The sequence below is a fragment of the Bacteroides sp. AM54-2NS genome (assembly GCF_003602935.1).
Classification (GTDB): Bacteria; Bacteroidota; Bacteroidia; order Bacteroidales; family Bacteroidaceae; genus Bacteroides; species Bacteroides xylanisolvens.
The window spans coordinates 115,017-137,174 of the sequence record NZ_QTMZ01000001.1 but is presented as its reverse complement, the minus strand read 5'-3'; the positions used below and the strand labels follow the sequence as shown (position 1 = coordinate 137,174).

At 45.3% G+C, this 22,158-nt stretch carries 16 protein-coding genes and 3 pseudogenes; 6 read left to right on the top strand and 13 right to left on the bottom strand.

Annotated features, from left to right (window positions below):
• Window positions 1-12: 12 nt before the first annotated feature.
• The 6 genes from DXA05_RS00435 to DXA05_RS00415 form a co-directional block, all read right to left on the bottom strand.
• Window positions 13-3,168, bottom strand: coding sequence for a hypothetical protein (locus DXA05_RS00435; RefSeq protein WP_128858625.1), 3,156 nt, complete (start codon window positions 3,166-3,168; stop codon window positions 13-15).
• A 119-nt stretch (window positions 3,169-3,287) separates the two neighbouring features.
• Complete coding sequence (locus tag DXA05_RS26325) at window positions 3,288-3,383, bottom strand: smalltalk protein (protein ID WP_005681936.1); 96 nt, start codon at window positions 3,381-3,383, stop codon at window positions 3,288-3,290.
• Window positions 3,384-3,388: 5 nt separating this feature from the next.
• Window positions 3,389-3,925: an N-acetylmuramoyl-L-alanine amidase gene (locus DXA05_RS00430; protein ID WP_128858624.1), complete on the bottom strand. Its 537-nt coding sequence runs from the start codon at window positions 3,923-3,925 to the stop codon at window positions 3,389-3,391.
• Window positions 3,926-4,026: 101 nt separating this feature from the next.
• Complete coding sequence (locus tag DXA05_RS00425; RefSeq protein WP_004302871.1) at window positions 4,027-4,545, bottom strand: HU family DNA-binding protein; 519 nt, start codon at window positions 4,543-4,545, stop codon at window positions 4,027-4,029.
• A gap of 203 nt (window positions 4,546-4,748) precedes the next feature.
• Window positions 4,749-5,618, bottom strand: coding sequence for a DUF4373 domain-containing protein (locus tag DXA05_RS00420; protein ID WP_128858623.1), 870 nt, complete (start codon window positions 5,616-5,618; stop codon window positions 4,749-4,751).
• Between the two features lie 21 nt (window positions 5,619-5,639).
• Complete coding sequence (locus DXA05_RS00415) at window positions 5,640-6,041, bottom strand: hypothetical protein (RefSeq protein WP_008023700.1); 402 nt, start codon at window positions 6,039-6,041, stop codon at window positions 5,640-5,642.
• Between the two features lie 483 nt (window positions 6,042-6,524).
• Between DXA05_RS00415 and DXA05_RS00410 the strand changes: the two genes are divergently transcribed.
• Window positions 6,525-7,238, top strand: coding sequence for a S24 family peptidase (locus DXA05_RS00410; RefSeq protein WP_121960409.1), 714 nt, complete (start codon window positions 6,525-6,527; stop codon window positions 7,236-7,238).
• 183 nt (window positions 7,239-7,421) lie between these two features.
• On the opposite strand, the gene miaB is transcribed toward DXA05_RS00410, so the two are convergent.
• A complete protein-coding gene (gene miaB / locus DXA05_RS00405; protein WP_004298847.1) occupies window positions 7,422-8,795 on the bottom strand; it encodes a tRNA (N6-isopentenyl adenosine(37)-C2)-methylthiotransferase MiaB in 1,374 nt (457 codons plus the stop codon).
• Window positions 8,796-9,131: 336 nt separating this feature from the next.
• Between miaB and DXA05_RS00400 the strand changes: the two genes are divergently transcribed.
• Together DXA05_RS00400 and DXA05_RS00395 are read left to right on the top strand one after the other, a co-directional pair.
• On the top strand, window positions 9,132-9,593 hold the full coding sequence (locus DXA05_RS00400; RefSeq protein WP_008023697.1) for a hypothetical protein: 462 nt from the start codon (window positions 9,132-9,134) through the stop codon (window positions 9,591-9,593).
• Between the two features lie 143 nt (window positions 9,594-9,736).
• Window positions 9,737-11,236, top strand: coding sequence for an acetyl-CoA hydrolase/transferase family protein (locus DXA05_RS00395; protein WP_004298843.1), 1,500 nt, complete (start codon window positions 9,737-9,739; stop codon window positions 11,234-11,236).
• Window positions 11,237-11,549: 313 nt separating this feature from the next.
• Here the strand turns inward: DXA05_RS00395 and dacB are convergent.
• The 3 genes and pseudogenes from dacB to DXA05_RS00380 form a co-directional block, all read right to left on the bottom strand.
• A pseudogene (dacB, locus tag DXA05_RS00390) lies at window positions 11,550-12,955 on the bottom strand (D-alanyl-D-alanine carboxypeptidase/D-alanyl-D-alanine-endopeptidase).
• Between the two features lie 156 nt (window positions 12,956-13,111).
• Window positions 13,112-14,455 carry a dihydrolipoyl dehydrogenase gene (lpdA, locus tag DXA05_RS00385; protein WP_118196221.1) on the bottom strand — a complete coding sequence of 448 codons (1,344 nt, stop codon included), beginning with the start codon at window positions 14,453-14,455 and terminating at the stop codon, window positions 13,112-13,114.
• Between the two features lie 41 nt (window positions 14,456-14,496).
• Window positions 14,497-14,949 (bottom strand): PH domain-containing protein, encoded by a 453-nt coding sequence (locus DXA05_RS00380; RefSeq protein ID WP_087318029.1) that lies wholly within the window; start codon window positions 14,947-14,949, stop codon window positions 14,497-14,499.
• Between the two features lie 106 nt (window positions 14,950-15,055).
• Here DXA05_RS00380 and nadB point away from each other — a divergent pair.
• Window positions 15,056-16,626 (top strand): annotated as a pseudogene (gene nadB, locus DXA05_RS00375) (L-aspartate oxidase).
• A gap of 2 nt (window positions 16,627-16,628) precedes the next feature.
• A complete protein-coding gene (locus DXA05_RS00370) occupies window positions 16,629-16,904 on the top strand; it encodes a DUF4884 domain-containing protein (protein WP_128858622.1) in 276 nt (91 codons plus the stop codon).
• Window positions 16,905-17,061: 157 nt separating this feature from the next.
• Here DXA05_RS00370 and rbr read toward each other — a convergent pair whose 3' ends face one another.
• Window positions 17,062-17,640, bottom strand: a complete 579-nt coding sequence (rbr, locus tag DXA05_RS00365; RefSeq protein WP_004298806.1) for a rubrerythrin — start codon at window positions 17,638-17,640, stop codon at window positions 17,062-17,064.
• Window positions 17,641-17,889: 249 nt separating this feature from the next.
• Here rbr and sulP point away from each other — a divergent pair, with 249 nt between their 5' ends.
• Complete coding sequence (gene sulP, locus DXA05_RS00360; protein ID WP_008641509.1) at window positions 17,890-19,569, top strand: sulfate permease; 1,680 nt, start codon at window positions 17,890-17,892, stop codon at window positions 19,567-19,569.
• Window positions 19,570-19,862: 293 nt separating this feature from the next.
• Here sulP and DXA05_RS26760 read toward each other — a convergent pair whose 3' ends face one another.
• Together DXA05_RS26760 and DXA05_RS26755 are read right to left on the bottom strand one after the other, a co-directional pair.
• Window positions 19,863-20,387, bottom strand: a complete 525-nt coding sequence (locus tag DXA05_RS26760) for an FN3 associated domain-containing protein (RefSeq protein ID WP_284515336.1) — start codon at window positions 20,385-20,387, stop codon at window positions 19,863-19,865.
• 225 nt (window positions 20,388-20,612) lie between these two features.
• Window positions 20,613-22,045: pseudogene (locus DXA05_RS26755) on the bottom strand (beta-N-acetylhexosaminidase); the annotation flags it as partial.
• Window positions 22,046-22,158: the final 113 nt, after the last annotated feature.

The following is a 22,158-nucleotide window of genomic DNA, read 5'->3' as shown; positions in this document are numbered from 1 at the left end:
TTGAATTACTTATCATTTACCAAAATGATAAATATACTGTTGAAGCATTACCTTACGGGCGTCCGTATCCAGATAATAACTATCTGTCAGCCGGCTATAATTATCATATTCAAATTTCGTTATGACATTATTGGGATCGGTAATGGAAACAACTCCCTGCAAAGGGGTATATTCATGAGTGGTAACCCGCGTATTACCGGGAAGTCTCTCACGAAGAGAGTTTATTTGATCCCATATCTCTTTGGTAGGTACGGCAAGTGACGACCAATCACCGAAAACGTCTTCGATGTCTCCATCATAACCAAGCACCGCAGCCACCTGCTGCCGGGTAGCATTTTCTATCTTGGCTATAGGATAGCGGTTGCGATATCCCCAAATGAAGAGAACAGGCGTATCGTCTTTTGCCATAATTTCGCATACATTGCTATTACTGTCATACGATTGGTAAACGACTTCATCACGAAAGTCCGCCATTCGGTCGGTTTTAAATTGCACCCTATCCGGAAGGCATGTGCCGGACTTAAACAAGATTCTCTTTTCCGTGCATTGCTCGTCTTCGACGTGTTTATGCAAAGAGAGTATAGCAGGATAGCCATCCAGGTAGGCGTAGTGATCCGCAAACTGCACGCCGTCACTGTTTGTAAAATCCACCCTACACGGCTTCAACGAAGAACCAGGCCTGGAAAGATAGCCATCGTCATACGCATATTGCTTTTCTGTCGACATCACCCGTCGTCTCCCGTTCACTTTGCAATAATATAGTGTCGTTTCTTTATCGAGTGCCCAATATGTTTCGCAATCCAAATAATAAGTGGTCCTCATATTCGTAGCAGAATGGGTATTGTCATTGTCAGCCACAAATACCGGTTTGCCAAGCAGGCTATTCGGTTTTTTCATGTACAAATCAACATCCACTATCAGCTTCCGGACAGGAAGATCCACAGGAATGTTATACGGGCCCGCGATTACTTTCTTATATTCGTATCGGGTAGATGACACTAGCTCTTGCCCATCGAAACGGTCCATACGCATAAGAACCCCGTTTCTCTGATTGGTCGCAGAATAACCTGTGACAAAGTCATCAGAAGGTTCATAAGGATGTCCGGGAAGCATCCGCCCGAGTCGATTCAATACGCTTTCCGGCTGATTCAATATAAACTTCCGGACAGAAGCGGACGTATTCTCTCCACCTTCCCAATGCAGAACGTCCTCAAAAGCATGTGTATCCACATTATAATAATAGACGGTCTTTTGTGAAATGCCTCCTCCCAATATCTCCTCACTGACAACATTGTACATCACCGGACTTCCGTTACGAAATGTGATATTAGAGACAGGCATTGAATGATAGACAGTCAAATACTCGTTCCAAAGGCTCTGACCGTTATCCATTACTTGTGTTTCCGTGGAACAATAATCGCGTTCTGTAACTATGTGCTTGATAGCCCCGCCACCCCAAATGGGTTCATACTTTTCATCATTGACGACCGTCAGGCCATATCTATAATTCTTACAGATTCTTTTCCTTGTTTTCGGATCGTAAGTTTCTATGCTCTTCACCCGCAATCCGCCAACCGGATAAAGGTAGTCTCGATACTCCGACTGTTGGCTGTTGTCGCGAAACGCGCCATAATTACCTTCATAAGAAAAAGAGGTTTCAATACCTTGCGGATCTGTTATCCGGTCAAGAATACCCACAATGTTACCAGACGCTTCACGGTCTATTCCGACTGTATTCTCAAATAATACAGTGTCTTTTCTTCCCGTGTTATTGGTATCCGGTAAAAGTATTCTTTTTGAAAAGTTCGGTACCGTCAACTTGTTACCATTAGCACTCGCTTCCGAACCGTTCATAAATCCCCAATGATCTACAGCCTTCGTATAGATGGAAGGAACGCTGTTTACACCCACATACCTGAATGAATAAGTTTGCGATTCTACACCGGGAGCGGAGATACGTACAGAATCAAGTTTGGTCAAAGAGGTTTTTCCATTATAGGGAGTTACATAAAAGGTAATGGTACGCACCAGTTCTCCATTCTCATCTGTCACTTGCATTTTATCTAATACACTTGTATTGTTAGGCACTTCACCTACTGCTTTATAACTGACAGACAATCTGTTTCCCATAAAATTCACCTGTGTCAATCGGGTAGTACTCATTCTACCCTCCGCACAGTAACTACCTGACGGGTAACTCATATTCGCTACATAGCTCGAAACGCTCTCTTTATTGGCATTGGGCAAGGAGGAGGAACCTGACGATCTGCCTGCGGTAATTTGATAATAGTTATTGCCACCGCTTTTTTGTTCCATCAGATACAATTTAGGACTCCCGTCTTTATCCCTTTCATCAAAGACCAGCCTGTCATTCAAATTATAATAAGCACTAGGTTCCCATTGATTCTGAAGGGTTTGATACTGAAAACTAACCAATGTAGGATGTGGATAACGGGCTGAACAAATAGAAGTACACATCCAGCGGGTAATAATATCATTCATCGTCTCGTGTACGCCATTGAACAGATATTTGACTCCATTTCCATCTGTTATATTCATATCACTTTCAGCATACCTTACCACATCGCTGTTATGAGGCACAGTAATAAGAGGGGAAGACCTGTCTGAAAAATATCCGCTTCCACCGCCACCCGGCAACTTATAAGTGAACTTATCCGGACGCGTATCCCGTTTATTATCTACCATCTCCCCATAATAAATCAATCGGTCTCTTTCATCACCGGGGACTGTATTTTGAGAAAAATATCGATCAAACCATCCATAATAGTCATTGTCTGCTACCCCGATCACCTGGCGGGCTATAGACGGTTCGAGATTCAATGTCCATCCTGCTCCCGCATATCCGCTTCCTTCTTTGGGCTTAAGCCCCGAAGCATGATAAGACAAAGTAACAGGTATGGTAACCTCTCCTGCTACAATATCATACAAGGGAATAGTTATGTTAGGTACTCCTGTACAATGATCTACAGGATAAGACTGATATTTCACCATAGCCGTAGCCGTTGGGGAAAGTGGTACAAGTCGTGGAACATCCAGCTTAATCCCATCTTCACTCTGCCCCTTAGCAGATAAAACCGCGAAAAAGGCTGATAATATAAGAAACAGCCTCTTTAGTATTATTTTTTTATTCGTATATAGATTATTCATAACTCGTTTTTTCTATTATTTATCAATAAAATAGTTTAGTCAATACAAAATGAATTAGCAGAGTCCTTCCATTTCACACAATCATGATCTATGGAAGGACTACTACTTAATTTTCTGCTTTACAAATTCATCGCATTAGCGCCCAAAACGCCAGCCAAAGCTGAAGCCACTGCGATAACCACCTTCAGGATCATATCCCATACTGATTTCTTCATTGCCATCATTTACCTCCTTTCTGTTCTTTAATGTGTTGTGTTACTCTGTGTTTCTCCGTACTTCCAGTCTCATCAGTTCTATCGGCAAATGCTCCGAACTCATTGAATTCCTTTGCCACCTCAAAGCACGGGCACTGTTTAATCCATTCTTCCGATTCTATCTCACCGTTTCCGTTCAAGTCCGGTGAAAGATCCCGGTGTCCGCATACCCGGCAGCCGGGGAATTTCTCCTGTAGTTGCCCGACGAGTTGCCGGAGCGTAGCCCGTTGTGCCGGAGTCCGGGTATCTGCCGGGCGTCCCCGGCAGTCCAGACCACCTTCATAGCAGATACCTATTGAATGAATATTGAAACCTTTCACATGTGCTCCGATGCGTTCGATGGGGCGGGTGAGGTGCACTGTTCCATCCTTGCGGATGTAGTAGTGATAGCCTGTTCCGTTGAATCCGCGACGCCGGTGCAACCGGTCCAAATCTTCCGGAGAAAGTGTACAATCCTCCCTCGTGGCGCTGCAATGCACCACAATCAAGTTGATAATCCTCATGTTAGTGGATGATTTCTAGTTTAGTTAAAAGTCAAATGTTTAGTTAAGCCTACGAAGTTTGTCGTTTACATTTTGTGTACTCCCCACCGCCGTGACATCATTTATGCAGCCGGATCGGGCGCTTCTCCGCCTCCTTCATTACCGCCTCCACCGGGCTTGTCGCTTCCACCAGAGTTGCCGCCTCCTGCACTACCCGCATCGGAAACAAGTTTATCATAACGGGCACACTTCGCACCGGTCACCATCGAACGGGTAGCGGTAGTGCGGTCATGATTCTTAGTCGTTGTCGGTTGGAAGCGGACAGTAAGCGTAGCCTGTGCAGCCGACACTTCGTCAGAAGTTTCCACACCTTTGCCACGAGCCACCATCACCATACGGAAGGTACCAAGACCGTCCACGCTTACGCTTTCCGAAGATTGCAAGTGTTGCCCCATCACCGTCACCAGGTTATCGAGTGTGTTTTTTACGTCACCCGGAGAGAGGGAAGAGTAGGCTGCTATTTCTTTCGAAAGTTGTGCGGAATCTACGTTTCCCGAACGTACAACTCGGGGGTAGAAGAGTTTTTTACCGCTTTTTTTGTCTTCCAGAGTTGACTGGAAGGGTTTGTACAATACTGGCATAATTGTAATAGTTTTTAGTCGTTAATAATTCTAGTTTGTCTGTGTCTTTAAGCTTATCGACAATGCAAATATAAGACTTATTTCTGTCTGTGCAAGAGATTTTAAAAGTGTGCGTTAATAAATTCGTTAATATAAAAATTCGTCACTATACTACTAATTTACAATATATTATGCAATATATTGGCATCATAATCCTCATTAATTCAGTTATTCAGGACACTCAACAAATAATGACCGGGCAGTTTGATTTTTCCGGCACTTGCCCGAATGACGCCGAAACCCTTCCAAACCTTACCACCGATTTCTCCGTAATTACTTTTCAGCACGATTGTATACTGTTCGGAGGGAGGAATATGATAAAGGCGAAGGTTATCCAACAGTCCGGAAAGGTTGCGCGGGTGTCCGTCAGCAGGAGCTTGCATCCGGTCAATATCCGACTGTGTCAGTTCACGTTTCTTCTTCGCCGGTTTTCTGTTAGAAAAATCTCCTCCCTCTTCTTCCTCATCCCCTCCTTTGGGCAAAGGAGGGTTAGGGAGGATGTTTTCTTTCCTTTCTTTTTCTTTTCTTTTTATGAGGGTGCTTTTTGTTGCAGTATCCGGGGATTCTGTTACAGTATCGAGGGTTTGCGTTACAATATCCGGGGTTTCTGCAACAGCATCCGGAAGGGTGGAGTGTACGGTTTCCTCATCCGGCAGCAGACAGTAGTCCGGAGAAATATGACGGCGGCTGCGGCGTTTAGTGATAAAAAGGAACTGCCGCTGAATGTCGGCGGAAGTCAGGATGCCGTAACGTTCGTAGAGAGAGGAATCGAAGAAACCGTACTCCACAAACAGATGAAGCACCCGGCGGACACTATCGTTGTCCGTGCTGAAGAGCTGGTCGGAGAGTTCGTCATAGAAGTCATCGTCGACATGAATATAATAACCCTCGCCCGAATATAGATAAGACAGGGTATAGAGCAGGATCGTGAAGGCGGAATCGCCTTCACGCTTCATCACACGCCGTACGACACGGTCGTGCATAAAATCGGTATTCAAAGGGAAATAGTCAAGCCCTTGTTTTATTCGTCCCATGATATAAATTGTTTTTATAAATCAGTCCGCCAATTCTAATTTTGATCCTGATTTTGATTCTAATTCCAATTCAAAGACTGATCCGGATTGAGATTCAGAACCTGATTCGTATTCAAATTCCGATTCACGGACTTTCCGCCTTTTCCGTTCAATGCTGGCAGCTACGGTTTCAAGGGCATGCAGAATAAGTTCCCGCCGCAACGTGGGATCTTCCGTAGAGGTAATTACCGGATAACTGCTTTCCCTGTCGCATGCCAGGGAGCGTTTCTCGTTCTTCCGGTGGTTCCGGCTGACAGTTTTACGACATTCCTTACAGTAGTTGCCGGGAAGACCGGTTTTCTTATTGATATAAAAGGCACTTGCCGGAAGAGAGCGTTTGCAACATCCGCAAACGCACAGTGTTTGTACTTTTGAGCTTTTCATTTTGTTATCCAATTATAAATTATAAATGCTAGTTTTTATCAGTCAGGTCTGTAATCATCCAAATATGGAGTATTCGTATACAATATGTTATCCTTTTGTTATCCTATTGCCAGGTATTAACATCTGGCATTTCAGGTATTAATGGTTAGAGAAATAGCTATTAACAGTTGAGGGAATAGCTGTTAACAGGTATCAGCAAGCTTTCCGCAGGCGGCGGATGAGAAATTTTCAAGGTTTCGGTGTTTTTCTTGAAGTTTTGCATGGCATATCCGTTTTTAATTTATATTTTTGAAACGTTTTCTATTAATCAATGGGGCAAAGATAGAATATTTTTTCATAAATAAAACAATAGTTTTCATTTTTAATCCCAACTATTTTACAAGTCATTGATTATAAACATATAGTAAACATATTTTTTTAGTCAGCCATTTTATAGCTGCCATTTATAAATCCGGGATTAGTCTTTTAAATAAAAAAAACAGAATGGATACAAATTTGGATGTATTAAGTATCATCAAGCGTGCCAAACAGGCATTAAACCTAAAAAGAGACAGCGAACTAGCTGAATATCTGGGAGTTTCGAGAGCTACAGTCACCAATTGGGGCGCACGAAACAGCATCGATTTCCGCTTGTTACTCGACAAATTGGGGGATAAGGTGGACTACAACTGGCTATTATTGGGAAAAGGGAATCCGAAACATCAGCCGAGACATTGCGAAAGCGAACTGGTGCAGGGAGAAGTCGAGATTATACACAATCCGAAAACACCCGAACCAATAGACGACCGTAGCGTGACATTATACGACATTACGGCAGCTGCGAACCTGAAAACATTGTTCACCAATAAAAAGCAGTATGCACTGGGGAAGATATTGATTCCCAATATATCCGTCTGCGACGGGGCGGTCTACGTCAACGGAGACAGCATGTACCCTATATTGAAATCGGGAGACATTATCGGATACAAGGAAATCAGCAGTTTCGACAACGTCATTTACGGGGAAATATACCTGGTGTCGTTTATGATTGACGGAGACGAGTATCTGGCAGTAAAATACGTAAACCGTTCGGAGAAGGAAGGTCATCTCAAACTGGTAAGTTATAACACACACCACGAACCGATGGATATTCCATTCGCGTCCATCAACGCAATGGCAATTGTGAAGTTCTCCATCAGGAGACACATGATGATGTAAGTTTCACCACCGAGGACGCAGAGGACACAGAGGAACACTGATTTTTTATATTAATCCTCAAAGCCTCCACAGGATGTGTTGTATAAGCGCAGTTGCCACATACCGTACAGGCAGTCACAACTACAAGACAGCCACGACTATGAGAATAAGACCTCTGTGTCCTCTGCGTCCTCTGTGGCGAAATCAGATTTCTTCCCCTTTCAGCGTAGCCGAACTGGCCTCTGTGACACGCACATTGACGAAATCACCGACACGATGCGTCCCTCTGTCGAACACCACCACACGGTTTTGTTCCGTGCGGCCGAACAGTTGATCGCGCGAACGCTTGGAAACACCTTCCACAAGCACTTCATACGTCTTTCCGATGCAACGCTGGTTGGATTCGGCAGACAGACGGTTCTGTAAAGCGATAATCTCATTCAGGCGGCGGACTTTCACCTCTTCGGGCACATTATCTTCAAGATGTTTCGATGCATACGTTCCCGGACGCTCGGAATATTTAAACATGAAAGCAGCATCGTACCCACACGCTTCCATCAGCGAAAGCGACATGGCATGATCTTCTTCCGTTTCAGAATGAAAACCGGAGAAAATATCGGTAGTCAGTCCGCAATCGGGGATGATGCGTTTGATAGCTGCCACCCGGTCCAGATACCATTCACGGGTATACTTACGGTTCATCAGTTTCAGGATGCGGGAACTACCGCTCTGCACAGGCAGATGAATATGTTTACATACATTCGGCACTTGCGCAATCACCTCCAACGTTTCGTCACTCATATCCTTCGGATGAGAAGTCGTGAAACGAATACGTACCCCCGGAGCGGCCTCGGCCACTGTTCGGAGCAACATCGGGAAGGTAACCACTTCTCCTGTCGGCCTCTCAAAACGGTATGAGTTGACATTTTGTCCCAACAGGGTGACTTCTTTATAGCCTTTTGCCACCAAATCTGCCACTTCATTGAGAATGCTTTCCACGTCACGGCTACGCTCACGTCCGCGAGTATAGGGAACGATGCAATAAGTGCAGAAATTGTTACAACCACGCATGATGGACACAAAGCCGGAAATATGATTGCCACAGATACGCGACGGAATCACATCCCGATAAGTTTCGGTAGTAGAAAGCTCCACATTGATTGCTTTCTCGCCAGTCTCTACGGCAGCAATCAAATCGGGCAACGTCAGGTAAGCATCCGGACCGACTACCAGGTCGACATGATGATTCGTTATCAGATCATCCTTTACCCGTTCGGCCATACAGCCCAGCACACCCACAATCAAGCGCTTTTTCTTTTTCTTCAGCGAGTGGAAAAACTCCAGGCGGTTCAGGATCTTCTGCTCCGCATTGTCGCGGATAGAACAAGTGTTCATAAACACAGCGTCAGCCTCTTCCAGCGTTTCAGCTACGGAATAACCCGCCATTTGCATCACCGATGCAATCACCTCACTGTCGGCTACGTTCATCTGGCAGCCGTATGTTTCGATAAACAACTTCTTGTTGTCATCAGTCATTTCAGTTGCGGATTTAAAGTCCGCTCCCGTTAATTCGTTCATACTTAAATCTTAGTTTAAAAATTCGGATGCAAAGATACGGCTTCACTTTCAATAAGTGGTTAATTGACACAGAAATAACGCAAAAATTGATGATTTGGCAAGCAAATTTGTAATTTATGTTAAGAGGATAAACATTTTCCATCCATATACTTGGCAAATTTAAATTTATTTTTCACATTTGTGCAATGAAAGAAACATTAGATTTTTTCATAGTTAAGGTTTAGGTTAAAAAAATTAAGGGGAGCTGTGAAGCTGCCCTTTTTTCATGCCCAAATGTTAGTTCAAACCAGATAAAATGCCTACCTTTGGCGGATAACTATTTAGATGTGAAGCACAATGGAAGATTTTTTGAAATTTCTCTTGATAGCAGGCGTCATTCTTGTGGGAATATTCAAAGAGGTGAATAAAAACAGCAAGGCGAAAAAGGCTAAAGCCAAGCACCCCGTTCCCACAATGCCATCTCCGGTTGAAGTAAACCCCGATGCCGCTCCTATGCCCGAAGCTTGGGGCAGGCCCAAATCCCTGGAAGAGCTGTTCCAGCCGATTCTTCGCGAACAACCGGCTTCCAAACAATTTTCCAAACAGCAAACTTCGAAACAAAAAAAGAAAAAAGAAGAAGTATCCGTGGCTGCATCTCTTGCGAACAGTGTCGCACAGGATGAACAAAACAGTCGGCAAGGTGCTCACTATAATACTCCTCACGATTCACCCGACAATAAAGAAGACTTTACGATTCATTCGGCAGAAGAAGCACGCCGAGCCATTATCTGGGGAGAAATACTTCAACGGAAATACTGACCGACAGTCGGAGGAGACTTCTTTTAAGTATCAAGTATTAAGTATTAAACATGGAGTATCAGGTGTCAACCTGTATACATACATTTTGAGCGAATTTTCAACTAATTAGATATCAACTGTATTTAACACGAAATTTACTATTTATGTCACTCAATCGTATTTCGGCAGCGGAAGCTGCAAGCCTGATTAAACATGGCTACAACATCGGCCTAAGCGGATTTACTCCCGCCGGAACGGCCAAGGCTGTAACAGCCGAACTCGCAAAAATTGCTGAAGCAGAACATGCGAAAGGAAACCCGTTTCAAGTAGGAATTTTTACAGGAGCATCGACAGGAGAGTCCTGCGACGGCGTACTGTCACGTGCCAAAGCGATCCGCTACCGCGCCCCTTATACTACCAACTCTGATTTCCGCAAAGCTGTGAACAACGGAGAGATTGCCTACAACGACATACACCTCTCACAAATGGCACAGGAAGTGCGCTACGGATTCATGGGCAAAGTGAACGTGGCCATCATCGAGGCGTGCGAAGTGACTCCGGACGGAAAGATTTATCTGACTGCTGCCGGTGGTATCGCTCCGACCATCTGCCGTCTGGCCGACCAGATCATCGTAGAGTTGAACAGCGCACACAGCAAATCCTGTATGGGTCTGCATGACGTGTACGAACCGCTCGACCCGCCTTACCGCCGCGAAATTCCTATCTATAAACCGAGTGACCGCATCGGACTGCCTTACGTTCAGGTAGACCCGAAAAAGATTATAGGCGTAGTAGAAACCAACTGGCCGGACGAAGCCCGTTCTTTCGCCGCTGCCGATCCGTTGACCGACAAAATCGGACAGAATGTTGCCGACTTCCTCGCTGCCGACATGAAACGCGGTATCATTCCGTCTACTTTCTTACCCCTGCAATCGGGTGTAGGAAACATCGCCAACGCCGTACTTGGTGCATTGGGACGTGATAAAACGATTCCTCCATTCGAAATGTACACAGAGGTAATACAGAACTCCGTGATCGGACTGATTCGCGAAGGACGTATCAAATTTGGTAGTGCCTGCTCACTGACAGTTACAAACGACTGTCTGGAAGGTATTTACAACGATATGGATTTCTTCCGCGATAAATTGGTTCTCCGTCCGTCGGAAATCTCAAACAGCCCGGAAATAGTACGCCGTCTCGGTATCATTTCTATCAATACAGCCATCGAAGTCGACCTGTACGGCAACGTAAACTCTACCCATATCGGCGGAACAAAAATGATGAACGGTATCGGTGGTTCGGGAGACTTTACCCGCAACGCTTACATCTCTATCTTCACTTGTCCGTCTGTGGCTAAGGAAGGTAAGATCAGTGCAATCGTACCGATGGTATCCCACCACGACCACACGGAGCACGATGTCAATATCGTCATCACCGAGCAAGGTGTTGCCGATCTTCGTGGCAAGAGTCCGAAAGAACGCGCACAAGCCATCATCGAAAACTGTGCTCATCCTGACTACAAAGAGCTTCTTTGGGATTACCTCAAACTGGCCGGCAACCGCGCGCAGACTCCACACGCTATTCAGGCTGCACTTGGTATGCACGCAGAGTTGGCTAAGAGCGGCGATATGAAGAATACCAATTGGGCTGAATACGCCAAGTAAATAGAATATAGGATTTACAATATTCGATTCTAAACAAGTATAATTGTATTCTCTGGTAAACAAAATCCAACGATTTTTGCTTATTAGAGAATACAATTATCTTTTTATAGAAAAATCAATAAGTTATAGAAGAATCAATAAGCACTCTATAAAGAGTAGAAACTTAACCTATGACAACATAGAAATCGGATTCAACAACGAAATTCCACTTGGGTTGTTTTGGGGTGTCAAAACACTTTTCTTTAGGAAAGTGCTTCTGCTGCACAGAGCTTTAGCAGGGATAAGTCTTTCAAGTTGGGTATTATGGCACCATCTATTTCCCAATAATCACCTCACACACCTTATCCTGAAATGCCCGTGCCTTAGCTGCCGAAAGCACATTCTGGTTCATAATGGCAAAGGCTACTTCATGTCCGTTTTTCATCTTCAGATAGCCCGCAAGCGCATTTATTGCCGTAAACGAACCTGTTTTGGCATGAACATTCCGGAAGGCAGGAGTACCTTTCATCCGGAATTTCAATGTTCCGTCCACTCCGCCAACGGGAAGAGATTTATATAACATCTGAAACACCTCTGTTTGCGAGTACGCATATTTCAGAAAATCCACCAGCAGGGCAGGAGAGAGGTAATTATAATTGGACAGTCCGCAACCGTCGGCAATCTTATAGTCTTTCGGGTCATGCCCCAGGCGACGGATCAATTTCATAATCTCGACAATACCATCTTCGGCAGCTACCTGCTTCTTTCCCGTAGCCTGCGCCCCTAAGCGACAGAGCAATGCTTCCGCATTGAGATTATCACTCTCTTTCATCAACTGGTTCAGCACTTTCTGCACGGGAGTATTCCAGCAAGCCATCCGTTCTACAGTCACACTATCACGAGGCAATTCGGCAAAGCCATACGACTGGGGAGTCGTGATTCCTTTCCCACGAAGACGCTCCAGGAAAGTATGCATAAAGAAACGGGGAGAGTCGTAGATGTTTACATCGTCCTTTCTGATTGAAGTGACATTGCCCGAAACAAGGAGATTGTTTCCATTCGTCAACCAGTCTCTCGTGAAAGAGAATTTTCCGGCAGAAGAGGTACGTGTTTTCGTCTGATTCGTCACTGTATAATAGGAGGATACAGGTTGGCAGGAAACACTCGCGGTATCTCCCTGCACCGTAGAAGGAACGACAGAAACCTGTACAGTCCCCTTGCAGAACATCAATGGAGAGAGATAGGCTGATAGCCCGCAGGGGTATCGTCCCATGCCCATCCACTACCCCAATAAAGAGAGTCTTTCATCGAAACATCGCCGTACACCTGTCCGTTAATCACCGAAAAAGGGAAAGTGATTACCTCTTCTATCAATGAATCCATCGACTGGCTGTTAAATTCAGGATCGAATCCGCCTACCACATACAGGTTGCCTTGCAAAGTATCATGTTCTATCACGCCATCGTGCCATACTTCCGTGCGGAAAGGTTCGGCAGCTTCGGGGCGGGAGAGTGCGGTAATAGCCGTCAGCAGCTTCATGGTAGAGGCAGGACGGGAAAGTTTCTCCGCACGATAGTTATAAAGTGATTTCTTAGCCGTCAGATCGTAGACGGATATACCGACCTCGGATGCTTCGGGGAGCATCTTCTTGATAAGCGAATCTATCCGGGAGAAATTTTGTTGTCCCCAAAGTGGCAACAAACAAACTGAAAGGGCGACCAACAAAAGACTTTTTTTCATACAATACAGTTTATGATATCAACAAATGTACAATGACACATCACCATACAAACTATTGCCAATAAGGCCGGAATGATTATATATTTTCTCATCATATATTTGATTTTATCAGTAAGATACCCGCATCAATGAACGATCGCAGATATCGGAATCCGTTTATAACACTTCCCGGAAAATCTCTCCTACCGTAGGATGTGGGAAAACAATCTTTTTCCATTGCGCCGCCGTCAATCCGAGCTCAATGGCAGTGCCCGCAAGAGTGATAATCTCCGAAGCCGGATTGCCCAATACATGGGCTCCAATCACCCGTTGCTGTTCATCCAACAATACTTTACAGACTCCGTTCACGCCTTCATTCTCCGCCACAAAACGACCGGAGTAAGCCATCGGTAGTTTGATAACCTGATAAGTGATACCTTTTGCCAACGCCGATTCCTCCGTTTCACCCACTCCAGCAATCTCCGGATTGGTATAGACTACGCCCGGAATAGCCCGATAACTCATGGCATCTTCCTTTCCCAAGATGGAATGTACGGCAACTTCCGCTTCACGAACAGCCGTATGGGCGAGCAAAGAGAATCCTGTCAGGTCACCACAAACATACACGCCCGGCACAGAAGTCTGCATCTTTTCATTAACTCTGATAGCGCCACGCTCTGTCTTCTCCAAATTCAAGTTTTCGAGCCCGAAACCTTTCGCCACCGGGCGACGGCCGACACTCATCAACAGCTTCTCTGCAATGACACTGCCGTTTCCCTCCGCGTTCTCATAAGAAACAACAGCCCCTTCTTCCGTTTGCGACAAGCCGACCACTTTCGTACTAAGCAGGAATTTAATACCTCGTTTTGTATATTCTGCACGGAGCAAAGCGGAAAGCTCCTTATCCATTCCACCCAGGATTTCGTCCATCATCTCAACCACCGTCACTTGTACTCCCAAACTATTGAAGAACGACGCAAACTCCATACCGATTACCCCGCCACCAACAATAGCCAGAGAAGCCGGCAATTCTTTACTGTCCAAAGCATCCCTGTGCGTCCAGTAGTTCACCGCGTCCACTCCCGGAATAGGGGGAATGAAAGTTTCCGAACCCGTACATAATATCAGATTCTCTCCTTCGTAAGTCTCTTCCCCGCAGCGAACCGTATTTTTATCAATGATCTGCGCTTCTCCTGATACAATTGTAACATTGTTGGCAGTCAGCTTCGCTTTCACTCCCAGCACCAGTTTACGCACTACCTTACTTTTACGCGCTATTATCTTAGGCAAATCGAAAGAGACTTCCGGGATATTGACTGCATACTTTGATGCATGTTTTGCACTGTCATAAGTCTTTGCCGAATACAACAATGTTTTCGTAGGAATACAACCTTCATTCAGACAGACGCCACCCAGACTATTCTTTTCGATAAGCAATACGCTCAAACCGCCTTTACCGGCAGTTTCGGCAGCCGTATATCCCGCAGGACCGCCACCAATGATAATTACTTGATATTTCATAGTATATAATCAGTTAATCTTTTCATTATTATCAAAACATGCTACGATTCATCTGCTTGAGAGTCTACAGGGTCTATTGCCTCCGTGGCCTTTATTTTCTTTGCGAACATTCTCTTTTCGAGTAGTTCTGCAAATTCCTGTTCCTTGACAGGCATCACCGAAACAAACTTCCCTTTTCCGTATTCTATCAGGATATAATCCGTCACCGAGAAGCGGCCGAATTTCATGGAATGGTATTTCCTGACTGCGGTAATTTCGGAAAGCGGGATGATCTTCTTGCGAATAAAACGACCACGTGAGACTTCCAGATCACCGTTTGTTGTCAATGTATAAGTAGTGTGTATAATTTGTTCGATCACTACAATCAGCATCAACATAAACAGTACCGCCACTAAGATATACTTACACCACAATGCGCCGACGGCATTCACAGTAAGCACCACCAACAGGAAATATTGGTACCAGGCGATGCGGGCATGAAAAATTCGATTCATTTTGTCAGATTTTTGCCTGCAAGGTAGCAATTTTATGAATTAGTGACAACGAAAAGTACAACGAAGTAACTTATTTTGTAGCTTTGCGGTGAGAAATAACAAGATTATGGTAAGAAAATTCGATTTCCTCGTTATCGGTTCCGGAATTGCCGGTATGAGTTTTGCGCTGAAAGTGGCGCACAAAGGTAAAGTTGCTCTTATCTGTAAAAGTGGGCTGGAAGAAGCCAATACGTACTTCGCCCAGGGAGGTGTAGCCTCCGTCACCAACCTTCTGGTGGATAATTTCGACAAGCACATTGAAGACACAATGATTGCCGGCGACTGGATCAGTAACCGTGCCGCAGTAGAAAAAGTAGTGCGCGAAGCTCCCGCACAAATTGAAGAACTGATTAAGTGGGGAGTGGACTTTGACAAGAACGAGAAAGGCGAATTTGACTTGCACCGCGAAGGCGGACACTCGGAGTTCCGTATTCTTCACCATAAAGACAATACGGGAGCAGAAATTCAGGACAGCCTGATTAAAGCCGTACAACGCCATCCGAATATCACGGTCATCGAAAACCAGTTTGCCATTGAAATCCTGACACAGCATCACCTGGGAGTGACTGTAACCCGCCAGACACCGGACATCAAATGTTATGGTGCTTATATCCTCGATCCGAAAACGGGAAAAGTAGATACCTATCTTGCTAAAGTGACGCTAATGGCTACCGGTGGAGTAGGGGCTGTTTATAAAACAACCACTAACCCGCTAGTCGCTACCGGAGACGGTATCGCCATGGTTTACCGTGCCAAAGGTACGGTGAAGGATATGGAGTTTGTACAATTCCACCCTACCGCCCTGTATCATCCGGGAGACCGCCCTTCTTTCCTGATAACGGAAGCAATGCGTGGTTACGGAGGTGTACTGCGTACAATGGACGGCAAAGAGTTCATGCAGAAATATGATCCCCGTCTTTCGCTCGCTCCCCGTGACATCGTGGCACGCGCCATCGACAACGAGATGAAGAACCGTGGAGACGACCATGTATACCTGGACGTCACCCACAAAGATCCCGAAGAAACAAAGAAACACTTCCCCAATATCTACGAGAAATGTCTTAGCCTGGGCATCGACATCACGAAAGATACATCCCGGTAGCCCCGGCCGCCCATTATCTCTGCGGAGGTATCCTTGTCGACCTGGACGGACAATCTTCTATCGAACGCCTTTATGCCGTGGGAGAATGTTCCTGCACAGGATTGCATGGAGGCAACCGCCTGGCTTCCAACTCACTGATAGAAGCAGTCGTATATGCCGACGCTGCTGCCAAACACAGTCTGCAAGTGGTCGATCAATATTCTTATAATGAAGATATTCCCGAATGGAACGATGAAGGAACCCGTTCGCCGGAAGAAATGGTGCTCATTACGCAAAGTATGAAGGAAGTGAACCAGATTATGAGTACGTATGTAGGTATTGTCCGCAGCGACCTCCGTCTGAAACGTGCCTGGGACAGACTCGATATTATCTACGAAGAGACTGAAAGCCTGTTCAAACGTAGCGTAGCGTCCAGAGAAATCTGCGAATTGCGTAATATGGTGAATGTGGGTTATCTGATTATGCGCCAAGCAATGGAGCGTAAGGAAAGCCGCGGATTACATTATACGATAGATTATCCTCACGTGAAGAAATGATTATGAAAACATTGATTCGGACCTTTATTCTTTTCTTCTGCATAACGGGACTAGCTTCCTGCTATGCAGGTATTCCACTGAAAAGCGGAAAATCGGAAAATAACCAGACTTATGAAGTCAGTTATCTGTTCGAGCACGACGGAGTGAAAGTGTACCGTTTTCTCGATCTGGGAAACTATGTGTATTTCACGACCCGGGGAGATGTAACCAGTATCAAGAATGATTCAACGGAAGAGAGGACGATTACTATTTATAAAGACAGTATACCAAACCGATAACGAAAAGAGGCTGTCTAATTAGTCTCTTTTTAACGATTTCACCCCTATCAGCAGTTCAAATAATGACTCTGACAGGGGTGATTTCTTTTTTTCGGGGCATGTTAGACAGCCTCTTCCTTTATTTAAATCATTCGAGATTTATCTATTCATCCGTAGATTAATAGTTTTCCTTCTTCACCTCGAAATAAGCCTGTGGATGCAGACATGCCGGGCAAACTTCAGGAGCTTCCTTACCGATTTCAATGTAACCGCAGTTACGGCATTGCCATACCACTTCGCCTTCTTTAGCGAATACAGTCATATTTTCGATGTTATTTACGAAGGCAAGATATCTTTCTTCGTGACCTTTTTCTGCGATGGAGATATTGCGGTACATAGCAGCAATCATCGGGAAACCTTCCTGTTCTGCCACGTCAGCAAAGTGAGGATAATCCAGTGACCATTCTTCATGTTCACCCGCTGCGGCAGCGCGAAGATTTTCAAGTGTATTACCAATTACACCGGCCGGATAGCTGGCAGTGATTTCTACCATACCGCCTTCGAGGAACTTAAACATACGTTTTGCATGTTCTTTTTCCTGATCGGCAGTTTCAGTGAAAATAGCCGCAATTTGTTCGTAGCCTTCTTTTTTAGCTGCACTTGCGAAATAAGTGTAACGCATTCTAGCCTGTGATTCTCCTGCGAATGAAGTCAACAGATTTTTCTCTGTTTGAGTTCCTTTAATACTCTTAGCCATAATTCTATATATATTTTAAATTGGTTGATTACCAAACGTAACTTGTCGTACTATTTATAACGCAAATATAAACGATTTGTTCACAATAAACCACCTTTTCTTAATGAATAAAAACTATCACCTCATTGATGAAATCTATCAACAGACAAATAGTATGTTCAAAAACATACTTATTTCGATTATTTTATCTAATTTTGCAACCTCTACTTTGCAAAAAAGTACAGAGTACACGTATAATAACATCTAAAAATGAAGCTATTTGAATTTAAACCCAAACTGGTTTCTTGTCTAAAGAATTATTCGAAAGAAACGTTTATGGCGGACCTGATGGCCGGCATCATCGTAGGTATCGTAGCGCTTCCACTGGCTATCGCTTTCGGTATCGCTTCGGGAGTTTCGCCCGAAAAAGGTATTATCACCGCTATCATTGCGGGATTCATCATTTCCCTGTTGGGAGGCAGCAAAGTCCAGATCGGCGGTCCTACGGGAGCATTTATCGTCATTATCTATGGCATCATACAACAATACGGCGAGGCCGGACTGATTGTAGCCACGCTGATGGCGGGCGTACTCCTTGTATTATTAGGAGTGTTCAAGCTGGGAGCGGTCATCAAATTCATTCCTTACCCTATCATCGTCGGATTTACCAGCGGTATCGCCGTCACTATTTTCACAACCCAGATTGCCGATATTTTCGGTTTATCTTTCGGAGACGAGAAAGTGCCGGGAGACTTCGTCGGGAAGTGGCTGATTTATTTCCGACACTTCGACACGATCAACTGGTGGAATACCATCGTTAGTATTGTCAGCATTATTATTATCGCCATCACTCCGAAGTTCTCAAAGAAAATTCCCGGCTCGCTGATTGCCATCATCGTAGTCACGGTAGCCGTTTACCTGATGAAAACTTTCGGAGGGATCGACTGCATCCAGACAATCGGCGACCGCTTCACCATCAAATCGGAGTTGCCCGATGCCGTTGTGCCTGCGTTGGATTGGGAAGCTATCAGGGAACTGTTTCCGGTGGCTATCACCATTGCCGTATTGGGAGCTATCGAGTCGCTGCTGTCTGCCACGGTAGCCGACGGTGTGATAGGCGACCGCCACGATTCCAATACAGAACTGATTGCACAGGGAGCTGCCAATATCATAGCTCCTCTGTTCGGAGGTATTCCTGCCACCGGAGCCATCGCCCGTACCATGACGAATATCAACAACGGGGGTAAGACACCGATAGCCGGAATCATCCATGCAGTAGTATTGCTGTTGATTCTGCTCTTCCTGATGCCACTCGCACAATATATCCCGATGGCATGCCTTGCCGGAGTACTGGTCATCGTATCTTACAACATGAGCGGATGGCGTGTATTCAGAGCTTTACTGAAGAATCCGAAATCGGACGTTACCGTACTGCTTATCACGTTCTTCCTGACCGTTATCTTCGACCTGACCGTCGCTATCGAGGTAGGATTGGTGATTGCTTGCGTTCTCTTTATGAAACGTGTCATGGAGACTACCGAAATCTCGGTGATTACCGATGAGATTGACCCGAATAAAGAATCGGATATTACCGTACACGAAGAAAACCTGATGATTCCCAAAGGTATAGAGGTATACGAAATCAACGGCCCTTATTTCTTCGGCATCGCTACCAAGTTTGAAGAAACAATGACACAACTGGGAGACCGCCCAAAAGTACGTATCATCCGTATGCGCAAGGTTCCGTTCATCGACTCCACAGGTATTCATAACCTGACTGCTCTCTGCGAAATGTCGCAGAAGGAAAAGACTACCATTATTCTTTCGGGAGTCAACGATAACGTGCATAATGTACTGGAAAAAGCCGGATTCTACGAGTTGCTGGGAAAAGAGAATATCTGTCCGAATATCAACGTAGCATTGGAAAGAGCAAAAAGTCTGGTAGAATAACGCTAATTATCAACTACTTACAGGAGCTATATACCGTGCATGTTGGACATATAGATCCAATGTGTATGGCATATATGACCTGCGTGTTGGATCTATATGTCCAACACGCAAGCTATATATAGTCTATTTAATCAATCGCCACCTTACTAGACTTAAAAAATAATCCGCGCTTATGCGCCGCCCTCCACACCTGCCTGGCTTGTCTTACTCCAGCATCACTTCATCAAAAAAGATTCTCGATGTCTGTCCCGGTCTCACATGAGATGCAGGACAAACTCCCGGACCTTTGGCGGTCACACGTACATAACGGGCCTGTGTGCCTCCCAGTTCAATGACAGGTTTTCTATAAAATTCCCTTCACGGAAAATCTCTTCAGACGTGAAGCTCTGCACAACGGCTTCGCGGAACTTGGAGTTATCATCCGAAACTTCCACCCTCACGGATGCCGGTTTATGGATAGCCATTCCATTGTTCGTGATGCATCCCAATGTCAACGTGTTCAGCATTTCCGGCTTCAGCAAGTCAATCGTAAAAGAGACAGAGTCATTGTCCGCCCATGAGCACCACTCGAAATCCGAATATTTCAGGCTTCCGCGTATTCCATTCGTCAGGAGCTTTTCAGTCGGATTGGTTCCCAGTACAGGTTTGGCGGTAGCCAAGTTCCATCGGACAGGAAGTATCAATGTCTTTCCCATCTGTCTGCCGTACGCAAAAGTTGCACCTTTTAGGGTAAGCGCCTCTTTTACAGGCACTATTTTTTCGTAGAGCGGTGAAGTTGCCGTAGGTTCGCTGCCGTCCGTCGTATAATGTATCTCCATATCGGGGCGGATACATTCCAGTTTCACCTCAAGCATTCCGTTGTTTGGAGTTACTGTATGCTGGATATTGTACATTGAATGGGCGTAAACGATGCCTTTAGCTGTCAGATGTTCATTATAGGCATCCAGTCCTTTCAAAAACGCAGTCCAGTCCTTGTGTTCAGGCTGTGTCCATGCCACTTCCGCCAGGGCGGCAAGACGGGGGAACACTAAATAATCGACATCTTCCGGCTTATTGCAGAACTCCGTCCACATAGATGCCTGTACGCCCTTTAACAAAGAAGCATATTCCGGTTTCCAGTCCGCTTGCACAGGTTCGTAATCGTAGATGTCTTTCAGCGTGTTATTTCCAAAATAAGTTTGGGGTTCGAACCATTGCGGGCCTTGATAACGAATCAGATACAAGATGCGGGCAGGGGTCATAATGAACTGATGTCCTTTTTCCGCGGCTTTCAAAGCAGCCGTACCAAGTCCGCGCCAGCCTTGGATGATAACACCTTCCGGCAGGAAACTGCTATTTGTCAGTTCATCCCAACCTATCACTCGCGTCCTTTGCTGCGTACATAGTCGCTCATCCGTTTCATAAAGTAACCTTGCAGGTCTTCTTCGTTGGCAAGGTGCTCTTTCTTTATCCGTTCCTGGCAAAGCGGGCATTTTTTCCAGTACCCTTTCTGCGCCTCATCTCCTCCCAGATGAATATATCGTGAAGGGAAGATTGCCATCACTTCATCTAAAACATCTTGCAAGAATGTAAATGCACTATCGTTTCCGGCACAATAAATCACTCCCGAATTACTTCCGCCCAAACCCGGAATTACTCCGATGTAACTGTCTACTACGGGGCAGGCCAGTTGCGGATAGGCAGCCAGTGCAGCGTTGCTGTGAGCCGGCATATCTATTTCGGGGATAATTTCTATCTGGCGGTCGGCAGCATAGGAGACCATTTCTTTAATATCTTCCTGTGTATAAAATCCACCGATAGGAGTGGGTTCACCCGGTTCGGCGTTACGGCGGAAATAGAAGGGAACGTCCATGCGGTTCACTCTCCATGCTCCCACTTCCGTCAAACGGGGATATTTCTTGATTTCCAATCGCCAGCCGTTATCGTCCGTGAGATGGAAATGAAGCGTATTGATTTTGAGCATGCCCATACAGTCGATGATACGCAACACGTTTTCCTTGGGAATGAAGAAACGGGCGGCATCCAGCATCAATGCCCGATAGCCGAAGCGTGGCTCATCCTGAATGGTTACTGCGGGGATACTCCATCGGATATTCTTAGCCTGTTGATTGCCTTCAACAGCCGACGGCAACAATAGGCGGATGGTCTGTAATGCATAGAAAAAGCCTTTTATATCCGATGCCTTTACCTGAATCTGTTCCGGAGTAACTGCCAACTGATAGGCTTCGCTTTTTAAAGAAGAGTCGGTTGTAAAGCAGACATGGCTCTTCTCACTGCCACCTATTGCCAACTGTGGGGTGATCCCCGAGCTTCTCTTCAATAAGTTTATAAAGTTGCGGACGATGACAGCCTGCTCGTGGTTCTCTACCGAAAACAGCGTTTGAGAAGAGAAAGTAAAGTTACCCTCTCCCGGCACGACCTGCGCCGGACGGGGAACTATTGAAATAGGGGGAGATGTCAAGTTGGCGGCATGCATACTAATCAAAGACGTCAATAGCACGAGAATAATTAAGATTTCTTTCTTCATGGTAATAAAACTTTTAAGAGTGAAAATGTCGAAAGAGATGCATAAACACCTGACTTCCGACA

What these genes read in the sequence shown, in the direction of transcription:
- DXA05_RS00435 (WP_128858625.1), bottom strand. Translation starts at nt 3,168, where the DNA reads ATGAATAATCTATATACGAATAAAAAAATAATACTAAAGAGGCTGTTT.
- DXA05_RS26325 (WP_005681936.1), bottom strand. Translation starts at nt 3,383, where the DNA reads ATGAAGAAATCAGTATGGGATATGATCCTGAAGGTGGTTATCGCAGTG.
- DXA05_RS00430 (WP_128858624.1), bottom strand. Translation starts at nt 3,925, where the DNA reads ATGAGGATTATCAACTTGATTGTGGTGCATTGCAGCGCCACGAGGGAG.
- DXA05_RS00425 (WP_004302871.1), bottom strand. Translation starts at nt 4,545, where the DNA reads ATGCCAGTATTGTACAAACCCTTCCAGTCAACTCTGGAAGACAAAAAA.
- DXA05_RS00420 (WP_128858623.1), bottom strand. Translation starts at nt 5,618, where the DNA reads ATGGGACGAATAAAACAAGGGCTTGACTATTTCCCTTTGAATACCGAT.
- DXA05_RS00415 (WP_008023700.1), bottom strand. Translation starts at nt 6,041, where the DNA reads ATGAAAAGCTCAAAAGTACAAACACTGTGCGTTTGCGGATGTTGCAAA.
- DXA05_RS00410 (WP_121960409.1), top strand. Translation starts at nt 6,525, where the DNA reads ATGGATACAAATTTGGATGTATTAAGTATCATCAAGCGTGCCAAACAG.
- miaB (WP_004298847.1), bottom strand. Translation starts at nt 8,795, where the DNA reads ATGAACGAATTAACGGGAGCGGACTTTAAATCCGCAACTGAAATGACT.
- DXA05_RS00400 (WP_008023697.1), top strand. Translation starts at nt 9,132, where the DNA reads ATGGAAGATTTTTTGAAATTTCTCTTGATAGCAGGCGTCATTCTTGTG.
- DXA05_RS00395 (WP_004298843.1), top strand. Translation starts at nt 9,737, where the DNA reads ATGTCACTCAATCGTATTTCGGCAGCGGAAGCTGCAAGCCTGATTAAA.
- lpdA (WP_118196221.1), bottom strand. Translation starts at nt 14,455, where the DNA reads ATGAAATATCAAGTAATTATCATTGGTGGCGGTCCTGCGGGATATACG.
- DXA05_RS00380 (WP_087318029.1), bottom strand. Translation starts at nt 14,949, where the DNA reads ATGAATCGAATTTTTCATGCCCGCATCGCCTGGTACCAATATTTCCTG.
- DXA05_RS00370 (WP_128858622.1), top strand. Translation starts at nt 16,629, where the DNA reads ATGAAAACATTGATTCGGACCTTTATTCTTTTCTTCTGCATAACGGGA.
- rbr (WP_004298806.1), bottom strand. Translation starts at nt 17,640, where the DNA reads ATGGCTAAGAGTATTAAAGGAACTCAAACAGAGAAAAATCTGTTGACT.
- sulP (WP_008641509.1), top strand. Translation starts at nt 17,890, where the DNA reads ATGAAGCTATTTGAATTTAAACCCAAACTGGTTTCTTGTCTAAAGAAT.
- DXA05_RS26760 (WP_284515336.1), bottom strand. Translation starts at nt 20,387, where the DNA reads ATGGAGATACATTATACGACGGACGGCAGCGAACCTACGGCAACTTCA.